Annotated in this window: 17 protein-coding genes; 10 read left to right on the forward strand and 7 right to left on the reverse strand. The window is 64.7% G+C overall.

All coding sequences use genetic code 11. The features are described from left to right. Window positions 1–24 precede the first annotated feature (24 nt). The 3 genes from KUL25_RS10440 to KUL25_RS10450 all read left to right on the forward strand — a co-directional run bounded on the left by KUL25_RS10440 (window position 25) and on the right by KUL25_RS10450 (window position 3,296). Complete coding sequence (locus KUL25_RS10440) at window positions 25–1,239, forward strand: multidrug effflux MFS transporter (RefSeq protein ID WP_257892883.1); 1,215 nt, start codon at window positions 25–27, stop codon at window positions 1,237–1,239. Window positions 1,240–1,306: 67 nt separating this feature from the next. Beyond that, entirely contained in the window at window positions 1,307–2,701 is a 1,395-nt protein-coding gene (locus KUL25_RS10445; protein WP_257892884.1) for a helix-turn-helix domain-containing protein, read from the forward strand. 118 nt (window positions 2,702–2,819) lie between these two features. Continuing rightward, entirely contained in the window at window positions 2,820–3,296 is a 477-nt protein-coding gene (locus tag KUL25_RS10450; protein ID WP_257892885.1) for an SRPBCC family protein, read from the forward strand. On the opposite strand, the gene KUL25_RS10455 is transcribed toward KUL25_RS10450, so the two are convergent. Genes KUL25_RS10455 through KUL25_RS10465 form a run of 3 tightly spaced genes read right to left on the reverse strand, consistent with a single transcriptional unit; the run spans window position 3,293 to window position 5,662 of the window. Then, window positions 3,293–4,222, reverse strand: coding sequence for a DMT family transporter (locus KUL25_RS10455; protein ID WP_257892886.1), 930 nt, complete (start codon window positions 4,220–4,222; stop codon window positions 3,293–3,295). The genes KUL25_RS10450 and KUL25_RS10455 overlap by 4 nt on opposite strands. A 42-nt stretch (window positions 4,223–4,264) precedes the next feature. Then, window positions 4,265–4,870 carry a LysE/ArgO family amino acid transporter gene (locus KUL25_RS10460; RefSeq protein WP_257892887.1) on the reverse strand — a complete coding sequence of 202 codons (606 nt, stop codon included), beginning with the start codon at window positions 4,868–4,870 and terminating at the stop codon, window positions 4,265–4,267. Between the two features lie 24 nt (window positions 4,871–4,894). Beyond that, a complete protein-coding gene (locus KUL25_RS10465; RefSeq protein ID WP_068362594.1) occupies window positions 4,895–5,662 on the reverse strand; it encodes a YebC/PmpR family DNA-binding transcriptional regulator in 768 nt (255 codons plus the stop codon). 127 nt (window positions 5,663–5,789) lie between these two features. Here KUL25_RS10465 and KUL25_RS10470 point away from each other — a divergent pair, with 127 nt between their 5' ends. Together KUL25_RS10470 and KUL25_RS10475 are read left to right on the forward strand one after the other, a co-directional pair. Continuing rightward, window positions 5,790–5,966 carry a hypothetical protein gene (locus KUL25_RS10470; RefSeq protein ID WP_257892888.1) on the forward strand — a complete coding sequence of 59 codons (177 nt, stop codon included), beginning with the start codon at window positions 5,790–5,792 and terminating at the stop codon, window positions 5,964–5,966. 42 nt (window positions 5,967–6,008) lie between these two features. Next, on the forward strand, window positions 6,009–7,781 hold the full coding sequence (locus tag KUL25_RS10475; protein WP_257892889.1) for an SLC13 family permease: 1,773 nt from the start codon (window positions 6,009–6,011) through the stop codon (window positions 7,779–7,781). A gap of 92 nt (window positions 7,782–7,873) precedes the next feature. Here the strand turns inward: KUL25_RS10475 and KUL25_RS10480 are convergent, their stop codons facing one another. The 4 genes from KUL25_RS10480 to KUL25_RS10495 are packed head-to-tail and all read right to left on the reverse strand — an operon-like array spanning window position 7,874 to window position 12,027. Further along, window positions 7,874–9,655 (reverse strand): SLC13 family permease, encoded by a 1,782-nt coding sequence (locus KUL25_RS10480; RefSeq protein ID WP_257892890.1) that lies wholly within the window; start codon window positions 9,653–9,655, stop codon window positions 7,874–7,876. Between the two features lie 58 nt (window positions 9,656–9,713). Beyond that, window positions 9,714–10,598: a DMT family transporter gene (locus KUL25_RS10485; protein WP_257892891.1), complete on the reverse strand. Its 885-nt coding sequence runs from the start codon at window positions 10,596–10,598 to the stop codon at window positions 9,714–9,716. Next, complete coding sequence (locus KUL25_RS10490; RefSeq protein WP_257892892.1) at window positions 10,595–11,398, reverse strand: TIGR00282 family metallophosphoesterase; 804 nt, start codon at window positions 11,396–11,398, stop codon at window positions 10,595–10,597. The genes KUL25_RS10485 and KUL25_RS10490 overlap by 4 nt, the downstream gene beginning before the upstream one ends. Window positions 11,399–11,448: 50 nt before the next feature. Continuing rightward, window positions 11,449–12,027, reverse strand: coding sequence for a 5-formyltetrahydrofolate cyclo-ligase (locus tag KUL25_RS10495; protein WP_257892893.1), 579 nt, complete (start codon window positions 12,025–12,027; stop codon window positions 11,449–11,451). A gap of 76 nt (window positions 12,028–12,103) precedes the next feature. Between KUL25_RS10495 and KUL25_RS10500 the strand changes: the two genes are divergently transcribed. From KUL25_RS10500 to KUL25_RS10520, 5 genes are read left to right on the forward strand one after another with little or no spacing between them, the layout of a single operon-like run. Continuing rightward, entirely contained in the window at window positions 12,104–12,718 is a 615-nt protein-coding gene (locus tag KUL25_RS10500) for a VOC family protein (protein ID WP_257892894.1), read from the forward strand. Beyond that, window positions 12,715–13,185, forward strand: coding sequence for a GNAT family N-acetyltransferase (locus KUL25_RS10505; RefSeq protein ID WP_257892895.1), 471 nt, complete (start codon window positions 12,715–12,717; stop codon window positions 13,183–13,185). The genes KUL25_RS10500 and KUL25_RS10505 overlap by 4 nt, the downstream gene beginning before the upstream one ends. Before the next feature lie 50 nt (window positions 13,186–13,235). After that, window positions 13,236–13,943, forward strand: a complete 708-nt coding sequence (locus KUL25_RS10510) for a molecular chaperone DjiA (RefSeq protein ID WP_257892896.1) — start codon at window positions 13,236–13,238, stop codon at window positions 13,941–13,943. After that, window positions 13,943–14,956: an endonuclease/exonuclease/phosphatase family protein gene (locus KUL25_RS10515; RefSeq protein WP_257892897.1), complete on the forward strand. Its 1,014-nt coding sequence runs from the start codon at window positions 13,943–13,945 to the stop codon at window positions 14,954–14,956. Before KUL25_RS10510 ends, KUL25_RS10515 begins: the two co-directional genes overlap by 1 nt. 27 nt (window positions 14,957–14,983) lie before the next feature. Next, complete coding sequence (locus tag KUL25_RS10520) at window positions 14,984–15,334, forward strand: hypothetical protein (protein ID WP_068362618.1); 351 nt, start codon at window positions 14,984–14,986, stop codon at window positions 15,332–15,334. Window positions 15,335–15,425: the final 91 nt, after the last annotated feature.

Raw genomic sequence — 15,425 nt, forward strand, 5'->3', positions numbered from 1 at the left:
CGCATTCGGGCGTAGCTGAGGGTAATGACCACGATAACGCCGGTGCGGTTTTTGGACCGCAACACCCCTCCGCATATTTTCACACTGATCGTCGTGACGGGCCTCGGCGCGCTGTCGATGAACATCTTCCTGCCGTCGCTGCCCGCGATGGCACTGTTTTTTGACGCGGAATACGGGCTGATGCAGCTGTCGGTGTCGCTGTATCTGTTCGTGAATGCCGCGTTGCAGGTGATCATCGGCCCGATCTCGGACCGGTTCGGGCGGCGCCCGGTGATCCTGGCGGGTGGCGTGGCCTTCATGGTGGCCACTTTGGGCTGTCTCGCGGCGCAGACCATCGAGGTGTTCCTGGTCTTCCGCATGATGCAGGCCGTCGTCGTCACCGGCCTGGTCCTGGGCCGCGCGGTCGTGCGCGACATGCACTCCGAGGCCGAGGCCGCATCGCAGATCGGCTACGTCACGATGGGCATGGCCGTTGTGCCGATGATCGGGCCGGGCATCGGTGGCGCGCTAGAGCAATCTTTCGGCTGGCAGGCAAACTTCTGGCTGTTGCTGGCATTGGGCGCGGCGATCCTTGTCCTGGCCTTCCTGGACCTGGGCGAGACGGCGAAGCGCCAGACCTCCAGCTTGAGCGAGCAGGTCGCGGAATACCCGGAGCTATTGTCCTCTCGCCGGTTCTGGGGCTATTGCCTGACCGCCTCTTTCGCGTCGGGGGCGTTCTTCTCGTACCTTGGCGGCGCGCCCTATGTCGGGTCCGAAGTGTTCGGCCTGACGGCGGCAGAGGTGGGCCTGTATTTCGGCGCGCCTGCGGTGGGCTACTTTTTCGGCAACGGAATCTCGGGGCGATATTCCACGCGCGTGGGCATCAACGGCATGATCCTTTGGGGATCGGTGGCGTCGGCGGTCGGCATGGGGATCTCTTTGGGGTTGTCGATCATGGGGCTACAAACGGCGTTCACCTTCTTTGCCTTCATGACCTTCGTGGGCCTTGGCAACGGCATGGTCCTGCCCAATGCGACCTCTGGCATGTTGTCGGTCCGGCCCCATCTGGCGGGCAGCGCCTCGGGCCTTGGCGGTGCGATCATGTTGGCGGGTGGCGGGGCGATGTCGCTTCTGGCGGCGGCGTTGCTGACCGGAGACCGTGGGGAACTGCCGCTGCTGTGGATCATGTTCGCGACGGCGACGCTGGCGGTCTTCTCGATCCTCTACACGATCCGCAGGCAGGCACAGGTGGCCCCCTAGGGTTGAGTGCAGGCCCTTGCGAGGCGCTTTGCAAATCCGCTAAGCGTGGATTGCAAAGGGGGCACTCATGGCCACGCAAAAGCTTTACGTTGGCGCGAAACTGCGCAGTATCCGCACGGGCGTGGGCCTGACCCAAAAGGATTTCGCCGCGAAGCTGGGGATCTCACTGCCCTATCTGAACCAGATGGAAAACAACAACCGCCCGCTGTCCACGGCGGTGTTGATGGGCTTGGCGCAGGATTTCGGTGTCGATGTGACGGAGCTGTCGGCCTCGGACGCCGACCGGATCGTCTCGGACATGCGTGAGGCCTTGGCCGATCCGTTGTTCGCGGAGGTCACGCCCGCCCTGGCCGACCTGCGGCTGGCCGCGTCCAATGCCCCCACGCTGGCGCGCGCGTTCCTGGAATTGCACCGCGCCTATCGCCAGACGCACGAAAGACTGGCCTCGCTGGACGAAGCCTTGGGCCAGCAAAGCAGCGCCACCCCGTCGCCCTGGGAAGAAGTGCGCGATTTCTTCCACTATACCGACAATTACATCGACGCCGTGGACCGCGCCGCCGAGCGGTTCGCCACCCGCGCCACCGGCGATCTGGCCGCCCACACCCAAGCGGTACTGGCCGACATGGGCATCACGATCCGAATGGCGGCGGGCGATGGCGTACGCTCTTACGTGCCCGAGGCGAAGGTCCTTACCCTTTCGCCGCAAGCCGCCCCCGAAACGCAACGGTTTCAGCTGCTGCATCAATACGCATTGCTGGGACAGCAGCAGTTGATCGAGGCGACGCTGGACCTGGCCCGGTTCCAATCCGACACCGCGCGTGAGATCGCGCGTATCGGCATGGCGAATTACTTCGCCGGCGCCGTCTTGATGCCCTATGGCCGGTTCGCCGAGGCCGCCACCGAGACGCGCCATGATCTGGAGCGGATGGCGATCAGCTTCGGCGCCTCGATCGAACAGATCGCCCACCGCCTGTCCACGTTGCAGCGCCCCGGCGCCAAGGGCATCCCGTTCTTCTTTGCCCGCGTGGATCAGGCGGGAACCGTCACCAAGCGCCACTCGGCCACGCGGCTGCAATTCGCGCGTTTCGGCGGGGCGTGCCCGCTGTGGAACGTGCATCAGGCCTTTGAGACGCCGGGGCGCTTCCTGCGGCAACTGGCGGAAACGCCGGACGGCGCGCGCTACGTGATCCTGGCGCGCGACGTGTCAAAATCGGGCGGTGCATGGGCGCGGCCGACGCGGCGCTATGCCGTGTCGCTGGGATGCGAGGTCCGCCACGCGGGCTCGCTTGTTTACGCCGATGGCCTTGATCTGGACCGCGATACGGCGTTCCAGCCCATCGGCATATCCTGCCGCATCTGCGAGCGCCCCAATTGCCACCAACGCGCCGTGCCGCCGTTGGAGCGGCAGTTGGTCGTCGACCCCAACCGTCGCGGCACCCTGCCCTACCAGGTCGCACAATAACGGAATGCTCCGCCGCGCATTCGGGCCCAGGCACCTGTTCGCGCTGTCTTGGGATGCGCTCTGCCCTTGCCAATCCCGCAACGCTCCGTAAGTTGCCATTAACAAAGGGGGGAATTCCATGGAACTGCACGCCAGTCGTCACATCGCCGCCGACCGCCAAGAGGTTTGGGCCGCGCTCAATGATGCCGAGGTTCTCAAGGCCTGCATCCCCGGCTGTGAAGAGTTGACCGGATCACCCGAAGAAGGGTTCGAGGCCACCGTCAAACAGAAGGTCGGCCCCGTGAAAGCGACCTTCAAGGGCGGTGTCACCTTGACGGATGTGGTGCCGGGCGAAAGCTACACCATCTCGGGCGAGGGTAAGGGCGGCGTCGCGGGTTTTGCCAAAGGTGGCGCGCAGGTGCGGCTGAGCGATCACCCCGAGGGCGGCACCGAACTGCATTATGACGTGGAGGCCAAGGTGGGCGGCAAGATCGCGCAGTTGGGCTCTCGGCTGGTGAACAGCTTTGCCACAAAGATGGCCGATCAGTTCTTCGAGCGGTTCCAGAACCACCTTGAAGGGACATCTGAGGAGGCGGGCGGAGAAGCCTCGGCCTAGTCTGTCCGGCGCTTGCGGCGGGCCAGCACGGCCTCCCGCCAAGTGATGAAGCTGATCGAGGCGATGATCATCGCGCCGCCCGCAATGACGAAGGCGTCAGCGGGCTCTGCGAACACGAAGACCCCCAGCGCCGTGGCCCAGATCAATTGCAGGAACGTGATCGGCTGCGTCACCGCCAAGGGCGCGGCGCGGAAGGCCAGCGTCATCGTGTAATGCCCGATGGTGGCGAAGAACGCGCACAGAAACAGCCAGCCCAGATCCTCCCATCCCACCGGCACCCAGACATAGAGGGCCAGTGGCGCCAGCAAGCTCGGCACGATCAGCGAGAGGTAGAAGACCACCACCTCGGGCGCGACCCGTTGCGAGGCCAACTTGGCAAGGAAGTAGCTGCCCGCCATGGCGACAGCGGTGAACAGCATGGTGACATGACCCAGATCGATCTCGCGGAAACCGGGGCGGATAATCACGAAGGTGCCGATGAAGGCGATGGCGACGGCGGCAATCCTGTAGGGCCCAAGCCGTTCGCCCAGAAACAGGACGGCAAGGATGATCACATAGACCGGGTTGAGGTAGTTGAGCGCCGTGACATCCGCTATGGGGATCCGCGTCATGGCGAAGAACCACAGCGACACGGCCACCGCGTGGGCGGTGCCGCGCGCCAGAAACAGCCGTGCAAGCGGGCGGTCGATCTTGGCGCGGCGGACCGAGGGCAGCATTGGGATCAGGAACACAAGCCCAAGGGCATAACGCAGGAACCCCGATTGGATCGCGGGCACGTCGGTGCCCACCATTTTCACCGTCGCGGTAACGGCCACGAAGCACAGGCCCGTCAAAAGCATCCAGAAAATGCCCCATCCAGGCCGCGACGCCGGGGCAGCCGGGGCTGCGGACGGGACCGAGGTGACGGGGGGGATGGGATGTTCCATGGGGCTGATCAAGATCACCCCGCACGGGACGCGGCAAGCCCTTTACGGAACCAAGGCCAGTTTCAACGCCAGCGCGATCATCGTCAAACCCACGATCACATCCAGCCACATCCACGCTTTCGGGCGCGCGAACACAGGTGCCATGGCCCGCGCGCCATACCCCAGGATGATGAAGAACACGCAGGAAGCGGCCAGCGCGCCCGCGCCAAAGACCCATCGCGCAGCCTCGAACGTGGCCGAAACCGCGCCGATCAGACCAAGGGTATCAAGGTAGACGTGTGGGTTGGCGAAGGTCAGGATCAACGTGGTGGCCAGGGCCGCGCGCAGGCTCTGCTCTGCCGCGCCTTCCGCCTTCAGCGCATCGTCGGAGTTGAGCGCCGCCCACAGGCTGCGCAAGCCATAGACCAACAGAAAGGCAGCCCCACCCCACCGCATCGCGTCCAACGCCCAGGGCGCGCGTTCGGCCACAAAGCCGAACCCCGCCACACCGGCAAAGATCAGCACGGCCTCCGATGCGCAGCACACGGCAACGACGGGGCCCACATGCAGGCCCCGGATACCTTGGCGCAGCACAAAGGCGTTTTGCGCCCCAATGGCGAGGATCAGAGAGATCGACAGGGCGAACCCTGCTGAGAAGGCGGTTAGCATGGGCTTGGGCTGCTCATGCGTCGATCATTCGGAAAGCTGCGCCATCACCTCGTCCGAGATCTCGAAGTTCGCGGTCACGGTCTGAACGTCGTCGTCCTCTTCCAGCGCTTCGATCAGGCGCATCAACTTCTGCGCGTCCTCCAGCCCCAGTTCGGTCGTCGTGGTCGGACGCCAGACAAGCTTGGTGGATTCGGACTCGCCCAATTCCGCCTCCAGTGCGTTCGACACCTCATTCAGGTCGGTGTCCGCACACCAGATCACGTGGCCGCCGGGATCCTCATCGCCGTCGCCTTCATTGGTTTCCACATCCTCAGCGCCCGCTTCAATGGCGGCCATCATCACAGTGTCCGCATCGCCCACGGACAGCGGATAGGTCACCTGCCCCTTGCGGTCGAACATGAAGCCGACGCTGCCCGTTTCGCCAAGGTTTCCGCCGTTCTTGGTGAAGGTGGAGCGCACGGTCGACGCAGTGCGGTTCTTGTTGTCGGTCATCGTCTCCACGATCACCGCCACGCCGTTGGGGCCATAGCCCTCGTACCGGATCTCGTCATAGTTCTCCGCATCGCCGCCGGTCGCCTTGGAGATCGCGCGTTCGATCACGTCCTTGGGCACGGAGACGGATTTCGCCTCCTTCACCGCAAGCCGTAGCCGGGGGTTCTTGTCCGGGTCCGGGTCGCCCATCTTGGCGGCAACGGTGATTTCCTTGGACATCTTGGAGAACACCTTGGCGCGCAGCTTGTCCTGCCGGCCCTTGCGATGTTGGATGTTCGCCCATTTTGAGTGGCCTGCCATGGGTCTCTCCCGCATGATTTGTAAACTTGCCGCTCTATACGGCAAGCGTGGGGCACGCTTCAAGGAGATTGCGGGACACGGGCCAAGGCGCAATAGTCTTGGCAAGCGCTTGAAAGGGCTGCCGCGCATGTTGCCGACCCTTGCTGCCATCGCCGATCTGGTGGCCGCAGCGGGCGTCATCGGCTCGCTCCGTTTCCTAGCGCTGCAACTTCGCGAGCCGAAGCGCCGTTTCATGCCCGCAACAGCAGCGCGCATCGACGGCATCCTGTCCGGCGACCTCGCCCCGATCGGCGCCCACCGATAATCGCGTCTACCCCCTTGTTTGCAGGTGAAGTAGGCTTCCGTCATGAGCACTGACCAAATCATCCTCTTCTCGCTTTTCGGAGCCGTCTTCGCCCTGCTTCTCTGGGGTCGTTTCCGTTATGACATGGTGGCGTTTTCCGCCCTCATGGTCGGCACCGTTCTGGGCGTCGTGCCCGCATCGGACGCTTTCGCGGGCTTCGGCCACCCTGCTACATTGGTGGTGGCGCTGGTGCTGGTCGTCTCCGCGGGTCTGGTGCGGTCGGGCGCGGTGTTCCTGATTACTCGCACGCTTGTGGATGCCTCGCGCAGCCTTGGGGCGCATATCACCATCATGGGGGCCATCGGCGGCGTGCTGTCGGCCTTCATGAACAACGTGGCGGCGCTGGCCCTGCTGATGCCCGTCGACATCGCCACCGCGCGCAAGGCCGGGCGGTCACCCGCCTTGTCCCTGATGCCGCTGAGCTTTTGCACCATCCTGGGCGGCATGGTCACCCTGATCGGCACGCCGCCCAACATCATCATCGCCACGATCCGCGAGGACCAGTTGGGCGCGCCTTTCCGCATGTTCGACTTTGCCCCCGTGGGTGGGATCGCCGCCATCGCGGGTCTGGCCTTTGTGGCGCTGATCGGCTGGCGCTTGATCCCCAACCGCGACAGTGGCGTGGGCGAGCAACTCGAAGCCCTCGCCCCCTACATCGCGGAACTGCGCCTGCCCACGGGCAGCAAGCTGGACGGCACCCGCCTGCGGGATCTGCAATCGGCAGCGGAAGAGGCCGACGTCGCGATCCTCGGCATCCTGCGCGACGGCAAACGCCGCTTTGGTACCGGGCGCAACCTGACCCTGCGTGACGGCGATGTGCTGGTGCTTGAAGCCACCCCCGAGGCACTGGACGAATTCCGCGTCGGCCAATCCCTGGAGACCGCCGAGACCAGCAACGCTGCCGCCGATGCAGTCGGCGACGGCGTCACCTTCGTCGAGATGGTCGTCCCCAATGACGCCCGCATCGCGGGTAAGACCGCCGAAAGCGTGGGCCTTGGGTGGCGCCACCGCACGACGTTGATGGGCATCGCGCGCAAGGGCACGCGGATTACCCAGCGCCTGCGCAAAACGGTGGTAGAGCCGGGCGATATCCTGCTGCTTCTGGCCCCCTCGGATACGGCGGATGACGTGGTCAAATGGCTTGGCGGCCTGACCCTGGCAAACCGGGGCCTGACCGTGACCAACGACAGCAAGACCTGGGCCGCCATCGGCCTCTTCGCTGCGGCTGTGCTTGCGGCGTCGCTTGGCATCGTTTACCTGCCCATCGCGCTCGGCATCGTCGCCGTGGGCTACGTCTTGTTGAAGATCCTGCCGCTATCCGAGATCTACGATCACATCGAATGGCCCGTGGTGGTGCTTCTGGGCTCCATGATCCCCCTGGGCGCGGCGCTCGACAGCTCCGGCGGGACCGAGCTTATCGCGAACTCCCTCGTTGCCCTCACCCAAGGCCTACCCGCCTGGGCCATCCTCACGGTCCTGATGGTCGTCACCATGACCATGTCAGACGTGCTCAACAACACCGCCACCGCCATTGTCGCCGCCCCCGTTGGCATCACCATGGCGCAGTCGCTTGGCGTCTCTCCGGATCCGTTCCTGATGGCGGTCGCCGTCGCGGCCTCTGCCGCCTTCCTCACGCCCATCGGCCACAAGAACAACACGCTGATCCTGGGGCCCGGAGGCTACGGTTTCGGAGACTACTGGCGCATGGGCCTACCGCTGGAAATCATCGTCGTCGCCGTCTCCATCCCCACGATCCTGATCGTCTGGCCCCTCTAGGCGCGTTCATCTTTGTTCCGAAAATATGCTGGGGGTTTGGGGGTGAAACCCCCATCAGCAAAAATAGATCGCGTGCCGAAGGCTCCTTTTGGTCAGAGCGGCCAGATCAACGGAATGGTGAAGCACACGACAAGACCAAGCGACAGGTTCAACGGCACGCCGACCTTGAGGAAATCACTGAACGCATAGCCGCCCGGACCATAAACCAGCATATTGGTCTGATACCCGATCGGCGTGGCGAAACAGGCAGAGGCCGCGATCATCACGGCGATCACCAGCGGCCTGGGGTCCACGCCGGTCGCCTGCGCCAGCGCAATCGCGATAGGGGCCATGATCACCGCAATTGCGTTGTTGGAGACCAGCTCGGTCAGCACCGTCGTGATGTAGTAGACCGCAAACAGCAGCACCCACGTCGGCGCGCCCTCCAGCCACGGCGCGACGCCGCCCACGATCAAGGTGATCGCGCCGGTATGATCCAGCGCGGCCCCCACGGCGAGCATGGCAAAGATCAGGGCCAGCAAACGCCCCTCGATGAACGAAAACGCCTCCTCCGCGTCGATGCAGCCTGTCAGCAGCACCACCGCCACGGCCACCACGGCCAGCGCCAGGATCGGAGCGACATTGAAGGCCGCAAAGACCACGATTCCCGCCATGGCGGCGATCGCGATGGGGGATTTGCCGCGCCGGTAGGCTCGCTCGGAAGGATGCGACACATCCACCAGATCCATATCAGCCGCTAGCCGCTGGATGTCCGCCGGATCGCCTTCCAGCAGCAGCGTATCACCGATGCGCACCACCAGATCGTCCAACTGCGTGCCGATGTTCTGGTTTCTCCGATGTACCGCCAGCGGGTACACGCCATAGCGCCGCCGCAGGCGCAGGGCCCCCAGCGACCGCCCAATCATCTTGCAGCCGGGCGTGATCAGAACCTCCACCGTGGCCGTCGCCACCTGGCTCAGCTTGTCGACGGTCTTCAATTCCTTGGAAGCCTGAAGCCCCAGCACCTCCGCCATATCGGTGCGCAGGACAACCCGGTCGCCTGCCTCCAGCGTTACCGCCGCCATGTTGCGCCGCAGCGACGCGTCGCCGCGCAGCACGTCGATCAGGCGCACGCCCTCGCGTTTGAACAGGTCCACCTCCCGCGCCTCTTTCCCGATAAGGGCAGAGCCCTCGGGCACGGCGACCTCGGTGAAAAACTTCGGCCGCGACCGGTTGCCGCCCAGAAGGGCCGCCATGGATGTGCGGTCTGGCAGCAGGAAGCGCCCGATGAACATCAGGTAGATCATCCCCCACGCAACGACGACAAGGCCGATGGGCGTGACCTCGAAAATCGTGAAGGGCTCCAGCCCCTGGGCGCGGGCAACACCATCAACCAGCAAGTTGGTGGAGGTGCCGATCAACGTCAACGTCCCGCCCATGATCGCGGCGTAGGACAAGGGGATCAACAGCTTGGACGGAGACCGCCCCAAGATCTTCGAGATCTGGACAAATACCGGGATCATGATCACCACGATGGGCGTGTTGTTCATGAAGGCCGAGCCGACGGCGACGAAGGCCAACAGGCTGATAACGGCCACAGCAGGCCGCGCCTTGGCATTGGCCTCGGCGAATTTGGTCAGCCGGTCCAATGATCCGGTGCGCACCAGCGCCCCCATGACGATGAACATCGCAGCGATCGTCCAGGGCGCGGGGTTGGACAGCACGTCAATCGCACGCTCATAGGGCAGCAGGCCCAGGATCAGCAGCGTCGCGCAGCCGCCGATGGCCACGACCTCCGTGGGCCACCGCTCCCACAGAAACATGGTGAACATGATCAGCAGGATGGCAAGGGTCAGAACGCCCTCTCCGGTGTCTGATAGGGGTAGGGACAGCATGATCACTCCGGCTCAGCGCTGGGGTAGCATCCTCCAACCCACGCGCCCCCGCAAGCGGTTACGGCGCGGCGCGGCGCGGTTGCACAAGGAACACTCCCAACAGCATCAGGGCCAGCGCGCCCCAGACCCACGGTGAATAGCTTTCGCCCAAGATCAGCTTGGCCCAAAGGATGCCGAAACCGGTCACAAGATAGCCCACCTGGCTGGCGAAAACCGCGCCCGTGCGCCCCACCATCCAGACGTAGGTCGTGTAGGCTGTCGTATGGGCCAAGGCGATGCCGACGATGGCCCAGATCCCCGCGTCCCATGGCACGAAAGGGCTGATCCATTCGCCCGTGGCCACAGCCAAGGGCGCAGAAAGGATCGCGCCCATAACCGATGCGCCAAAAAGCACCTGCACGGCATCAAGGCCCCAGGTGCCCCATCTGGCGACGATGTTGCCCTCGACCGCATAGAGCAACGGCGCGATGACGGCGACGGGCAGCCAGATCGCCATGGCAGGATCCGGCAGGCTGGTGCCCGGCAGGGCGATCAGGATGATCGCGCTCAACCCCATGAGAAGGCCCAGAAGGCGCAGGGCGGAGTAGCGGTCCATTTTCAGGGCCAGGGCGATCGGGAAGGCGAACATCGGCACCGTCGCCAGCACGATCGAGAGGATGCCCGAGGGCAGATGCACGGCAGCGGTGAAGCTGGCTGAATTGGGCAGGATCGTCCCGATGAGGGCGATGAAGAGGTAGAAAATCAATGCGCCGCGGTGCAGCGGCAAGGGCTTGCGACGGATCACGCTGAAGCCGCCCAAAAGCGCCGCGCCGATGGCGAATTGCCAGAAGATGATGCCGATATCGCGATGCCCCGCGGTCACCGCGATCTTGGTCAGGGGTTGCGTGACCCCCCATAGCGCGCCCATGCCGATCAACAGGATCAGCGGCAGCGCCCGTGTCATGGAACGCTTTGCTGAAGCCGTCCGCCGTCGCGGATGGGCGTGACGGACCTGGCCTTGCCGGTCTGGTCATCGGTCTCGATGAAGACACCCGACAGGGTCGCCTCGCCGGTGGCCGGGGTGAAACGCTCTTTCGGCATACCTGTGATGAAACGGCGCAGGGGTTCGGTCTTTTCCATCCCGATGACTGAGTTGTAGTCGCCGCACATGCCGGCATCCGTCATGTAGCCTGTGCCACCGGGCAGGATCGTCGCATCGCCCGTAGGCACATGGGTGTGGGTGCCAACGACAAGGGACGCACGGCCGTCGCAATAATGGCCGATGGCCATCTTCTCCGAGGTAGCCTCGGCGTGGATGTCGATCAGGCGCACGGCCGCCTGCCCGCCCAATGTCTTCAAAGCCCCATCCAGCGCCGAAAAAGGATCATCGAAGGGGCGCTTCATGAACACCTGCCCCAAGGCCTGCGCCACCAGGATCTTGCGACCTTTCACGTCGAAAAGCCGCGCGCCCTTGCCCGGCGCCGCCTTGGAGAAGTTGAGGGGACGGATGATGCGCTGTTCCTGCTCGATGTATTGCAGCATGTCCTTCTGGTCGAAGGCGTGGTCGCCAAGGGTCAGGCAATCGGCACCGGCGTCCAGCAGCGCCTTGGCGTGAGCCCCGGACAGGCCCATGCCCGATGTGGCGTTCTCACCGTTGACCACCACGAAGTCGAGCTTCCAGTCGACCCGAAGCTGGGGCAGCCGCCCCGTGATCGCCGCACGTCCCGCGCGGCCCATGACATCACCAAGAAAAAGAATACGCATGGAATTGGCTTAGGCGGGGTTGGCGGCGGCGGCAATACCTAGATGCGCGCCTATGGCGCGACACCTCCGTTCTCGGTGATCAGCGCATCAAGCGGCTGGTCGGTCGGCTCTTGCGGAACCTTGGGCAGTTCCTGCGCGGCATAGGCAAACCCGATGGCACGGGTCGGGGCGGCGGCGCGCAATCGCTCCAACGTGCGATCGTAGAAACCGCCGCCGTAGCCCAAGCGGTTCAGGCGCGCGTCAAAAGCGACCAGCGGCACGATGAGGGTGTCGGGGATCAGCCAGTCGCCACCTGCAGGGATCCGCGCGCCGAAGGGGCCGCTTTCCATCGGCGCATCGGGCGTCCATTCGCGGAAGTCGAGCGGCTGACCCGCCCCCTTGATGACCGGCACGCACAGGCGCGCCCCTGCGGCGAAGAGGGCCGCCATCGCGGGAAGAGGGGACAGTTCGGTCCGGATCGGCATATAGCCCGAGATGATGCGGCCCTTGGCGGGGCCGATGACCTCAAGCAGGTGCCCGGTGGCGGCGGGCGTTTTCTCGTCGGCCTGTGCATGGGCGATCTTGCGAGCGGCGAAGGCGACGGTGCGGGAATCGCCCTTGGCGTTCGGGGGGGGGAGGTCAGTGGTCATGCCCCAATTGAACGCGCAAAATCCTGTGGGCGCTACGGGCTTTCCGACGCGCGGGCCATCGGTTACGACTACGCCCATGTTGACGCTGGATCATATCGCCGTCTCGGCCGAGGCCCTTGGGCCCGGCACCGCAGACGTGGAAGCGGCCCTTGGCCAACCGCTGCTGCCGGGGGGCGTGCATCCGGACATGGGCACCCACAACCGCCTGCTGTCGTTCGGGCCAGATGAGTATTTTGAGCTGATCGCCATCGACCCCGACGCGCCGGGGCCGGATCAGCCGCGGTGGTTTAACCTTGATGAGTTCTCCGGCCCCACGCGGGTAACGAACTGGATCTGCCGTTGCCCGGATATCGAAGCCGCGATTGCGGTGGCCCCGGACGGGATCGGGGTGCCGTGGCAGTTGCAACGTGCCGATCTGCGTTGGACCATGGCGGTGCCACGGGACGGGAAACTGCCGTTTGGTGGCCTGTTTCCGGCGTTGATCCAGTGGCACGGCGACGCACATCCTGCGCCGCGTCTGAAAGACACGGGCGTGCGGCTGGCGGCCCTGCGCCTGTTTTCGCCCGAAGCTGACGCGCTTCAGGCGGCGCTCAATCCGCTATTGCGCGATGCGCGCGTCACCGTCATCGCGGGGCAAGCGCCGCGCATCGAGGCGGTGTTGAGCACCCCGATCGGAGAGGTGATCCTGTGATCCTGGCCGCCACGGCAGAGGACACCGCGGCGATCCTGCGCCTGTGGAACGAGGTCATCGCGCAGACCACGATCACCTTCACCTCAACCCCCAAGACGCAGGCGCAGATTGCGGCTTTGGTCGACACTCAACCCGTGTTTCTGGCCCGTGACGGGGCGCGGACCCTCGGGTTCGCCACCTACGCGCAGTTTCGCGGCGGCGATGGCTACCGCCTGACGCAAGAGCACGCGATATACTTGACAGAAGACGCGCGGGGCCGTGGGTTGGGGCGCGGCTTGTTGCAGGCCGTCGCGGACAATGCGCGGGATGCGGGCAACCACAGCCTGATCGCGGGCATCTCGGGCGAGAACGCGGCCGGCATCGCGTTCCACGAAGCGATGGGTTTCGTGCACGTCGGCATGATCCCGGAAGCGGGTCACAAATTCGGCCGGTTTCTGGACCTTGTGATGATGCAAAAACGCCTGTGACCTGTGCTTTTCCCCTGCCGTTCCAGATGCCCCCGGGGTAAGCTGCCACCATGTCACTCTGGACCCGCATATCAGAGGCGCTGGAGGCCTTGCGTCAAGGCGAGAGCCTGTCGGAAGTCTTTGGACGCTTGCGCACCCCGCCCGAACGGACGGTGGCCTTCACGATTGCGGTCATCGCCCTTTCGGCGAAAATGGCCAAGGCCGATGGCCTTGTGACCCGCGATGAAGTCACGGCCTTCCGCCGGGTCTTCCATATTCCCCCCGCCGACGAGCCCGCCGCCGCGCGGGTCTTCAACATGGCGCGCGAAGACGTGGCGGGGTTCGAGCACTACGCCGACCGCATTGCGCGCATGTTCCGGGAAAAGGGCAAGCCCTGCGGGGCGGACTCGGTGCTGTGTGACCTGATGGAGGGGCTCTTTTACATCGCCGCCGCCGATGGCAAATATCACCCGGCAGAGGATGCGTTCCTGGCCCGTGTGGCCGAGATTTTCGGCATGGATGACCTGGCCTTTCGCCGTCTGCGCGCGCGGCACGTGCCCGATGCAGCGCCAGATCCCTACGCGGTGCTGGGGGTCTCGTCCGACGCCTCGCTGGAGGACATCCGCGCGGTCTACCGTGCCGAAGTGCGCCAGACCCACCCCGATCAGATGATCGCGCGCGGGGTCCCGGAGGAGGCCGTGCAAATGGCAGAGCAGCGGATGCAGGCGATCAACCGCGCCTGGGAAGAGATCCAGGACAGCCGCCGGAAACAGGCCTGATGCGCCCCGAAATGCGGATCGCGACCTACAACGTCGAGTGGTTCTTCAAGCTGTTCGATGACAGTGGGGCGCTGTTGCGCGACGGTGAATGGTCGGGCCGGTGGAACGTTACGCGCACTGCACAGATCAATGCCTTGACGACGGTTTTCCAGGCGATGGATGCCGATGCCGTGCTGGTGGTGGAGGCCCCCGATACCAGCCGGGGGCGTGACGGTGCGGTGGCTTTGCGAAACTTCGCCGCCCACGCGGGCCTGCGCGCGCGCGAGGTGCTGGTGGGCTTTCCCAATGATACGCAGCAAGAGCTGATGTTGCTTTACGATCCCGATGTGATCACCGCGCGCCATGATCCGCTGGATCGCGGCGCACCTCGGTTCGATGACGACTTCGCGATCGATTTGGACATCGATGCAACCGAAGACATCGTTCGGTTCTCCAAACCGCCGCTGGAGGCGGCGCTGGAGACACCGATAGGCCCGATCCGGCTGATCGGTGCCCATGTGAAGTCCAAAGCGCCCCACGGCGCGGTAAGTGATGCGGACGTGATGCGCATGGCGATCGCCAACCGCCGCAAGCAACTGGCGCAATGCATCTGGCTGCGGCGGCGGATCGAGGCGCACCTGGACGCAGGCGATGCGCTGATCGTGGCGGGCGATCTGAACGACGGACCGGGTCTGGATGAATACGAGGCGCTGTTCGGACGCTCGGGCCTGGAGATCGTGCTGGGGGCGTCCGGCCCGGCGGAGCGGCGGCTGTTCGATCCCCATGGCGCACAAGCGTTGCAATCAAAGCTGTCGGCGGCCCCCACGACATCGCGCTTCTTCTTGCGCCACGAAAACCGCTACCTGCAGGCGCTGCTGGATTACATCATGGTCTCGCCCGCCTTGCGGCCCCGTGCCGATCACTGGCGCATCTGGCATCCTTTCGATGACCCCGATTGCTGGGGCCGCGCGGACCTGCGGGCCGCACTCTTGACCGCGTCGGATCACTTCCCCGTCAGTCTGGACTTGATCTGAGCGCCCCCGCACCCCCATCTTATATCCATGAAACATGCACTTTCCGTAGGACTTGTGGCTGGCGCGCTAGCGATTGCGGCGCCTGCGGCTGCGCAAGACGACAGTGAGTTGAGCGAGGGTCTGGGCCTTCTGGGCGAAGGCACGCGGATGATCCTTGAGGGGCTGATGGAAGAAATGCGCCCGATGATGGAGGAGGTTCGCCCCTACTTCGAGGACGAGGTTCTGCCGTTTCTCAACCGCATGGGCGAGTTGATGGACGATGTGTCATCCTATGAGCTGCCCGAGCGGCTGCCCAACGGCGATATCATCATCCGCCGCTCTCCCGATGCGCCGGAGTTTGACCCGGAGGTCGGGGAAGGCGGCGAAGTGGAGCTTTAGAGCGGTCGCGCATTGGCTGCGCCAAATCAGCTCCCAAGGACTGCGCTTTGGCTGCGCCAAATCGGGTCCTAGAGATTGCGCTTTGGCTGCG

The organism is Gymnodinialimonas phycosphaerae, from assembly GCF_019195455.1.
GTDB classification, from domain to species: Bacteria; Pseudomonadota; Alphaproteobacteria; order Rhodobacterales; family Rhodobacteraceae; genus Gymnodinialimonas; species Gymnodinialimonas phycosphaerae.

Excerpts from the sequence above, each read along its gene's own strand:
- KUL25_RS10515 (WP_257892897.1), top strand. The coding sequence starts at position 13,943 with ATGCGCCCCGAAATGCGGATCGCGACCTACAACGTCGAGTGGTTCTTC.
- KUL25_RS10455 (WP_257892886.1), bottom strand. The coding sequence starts at position 4,222 with ATGGAACATCCCATCCCCCCCGTCACCTCGGTCCCGTCCGCAGCCCCG.
- KUL25_RS10450 (WP_257892885.1), top strand. The coding sequence starts at position 2,820 with ATGGAACTGCACGCCAGTCGTCACATCGCCGCCGACCGCCAAGAGGTT.
- KUL25_RS10460 (WP_257892887.1), bottom strand. The coding sequence starts at position 4,870 with ATGCTAACCGCCTTCTCAGCAGGGTTCGCCCTGTCGATCTCTCTGATC.
- KUL25_RS10475 (WP_257892889.1), top strand. The coding sequence starts at position 6,009 with ATGAGCACTGACCAAATCATCCTCTTCTCGCTTTTCGGAGCCGTCTTC.
- KUL25_RS10490 (WP_257892892.1), bottom strand. The coding sequence starts at position 11,398 with ATGCGTATTCTTTTTCTTGGTGATGTCATGGGCCGCGCGGGACGTGCG.
- KUL25_RS10500 (WP_257892894.1), top strand. The coding sequence starts at position 12,104 with ATGTTGACGCTGGATCATATCGCCGTCTCGGCCGAGGCCCTTGGGCCC.
- KUL25_RS10495 (WP_257892893.1), bottom strand. The coding sequence starts at position 12,027 with ATGACCACTGACCTCCCCCCCCCGAACGCCAAGGGCGATTCCCGCACC.
- KUL25_RS10485 (WP_257892891.1), bottom strand. The coding sequence starts at position 10,598 with ATGACACGGGCGCTGCCGCTGATCCTGTTGATCGGCATGGGCGCGCTA.
- KUL25_RS10520 (WP_068362618.1), top strand. The coding sequence starts at position 14,984 with ATGAAACATGCACTTTCCGTAGGACTTGTGGCTGGCGCGCTAGCGATT.
- KUL25_RS10440 (WP_257892883.1), top strand. The coding sequence starts at position 25 with ATGACCACGATAACGCCGGTGCGGTTTTTGGACCGCAACACCCCTCCG.
- KUL25_RS10510 (WP_257892896.1), top strand. The coding sequence starts at position 13,236 with ATGTCACTCTGGACCCGCATATCAGAGGCGCTGGAGGCCTTGCGTCAA.
- KUL25_RS10480 (WP_257892890.1), bottom strand. The coding sequence starts at position 9,655 with ATGCTGTCCCTACCCCTATCAGACACCGGAGAGGGCGTTCTGACCCTT.
- KUL25_RS10470 (WP_257892888.1), top strand. The coding sequence starts at position 5,790 with ATGTTGCCGACCCTTGCTGCCATCGCCGATCTGGTGGCCGCAGCGGGC.
- KUL25_RS10445 (WP_257892884.1), top strand. The coding sequence starts at position 1,307 with ATGGCCACGCAAAAGCTTTACGTTGGCGCGAAACTGCGCAGTATCCGC.
- KUL25_RS10465 (WP_068362594.1), bottom strand. The coding sequence starts at position 5,662 with ATGGCAGGCCACTCAAAATGGGCGAACATCCAACATCGCAAGGGCCGG.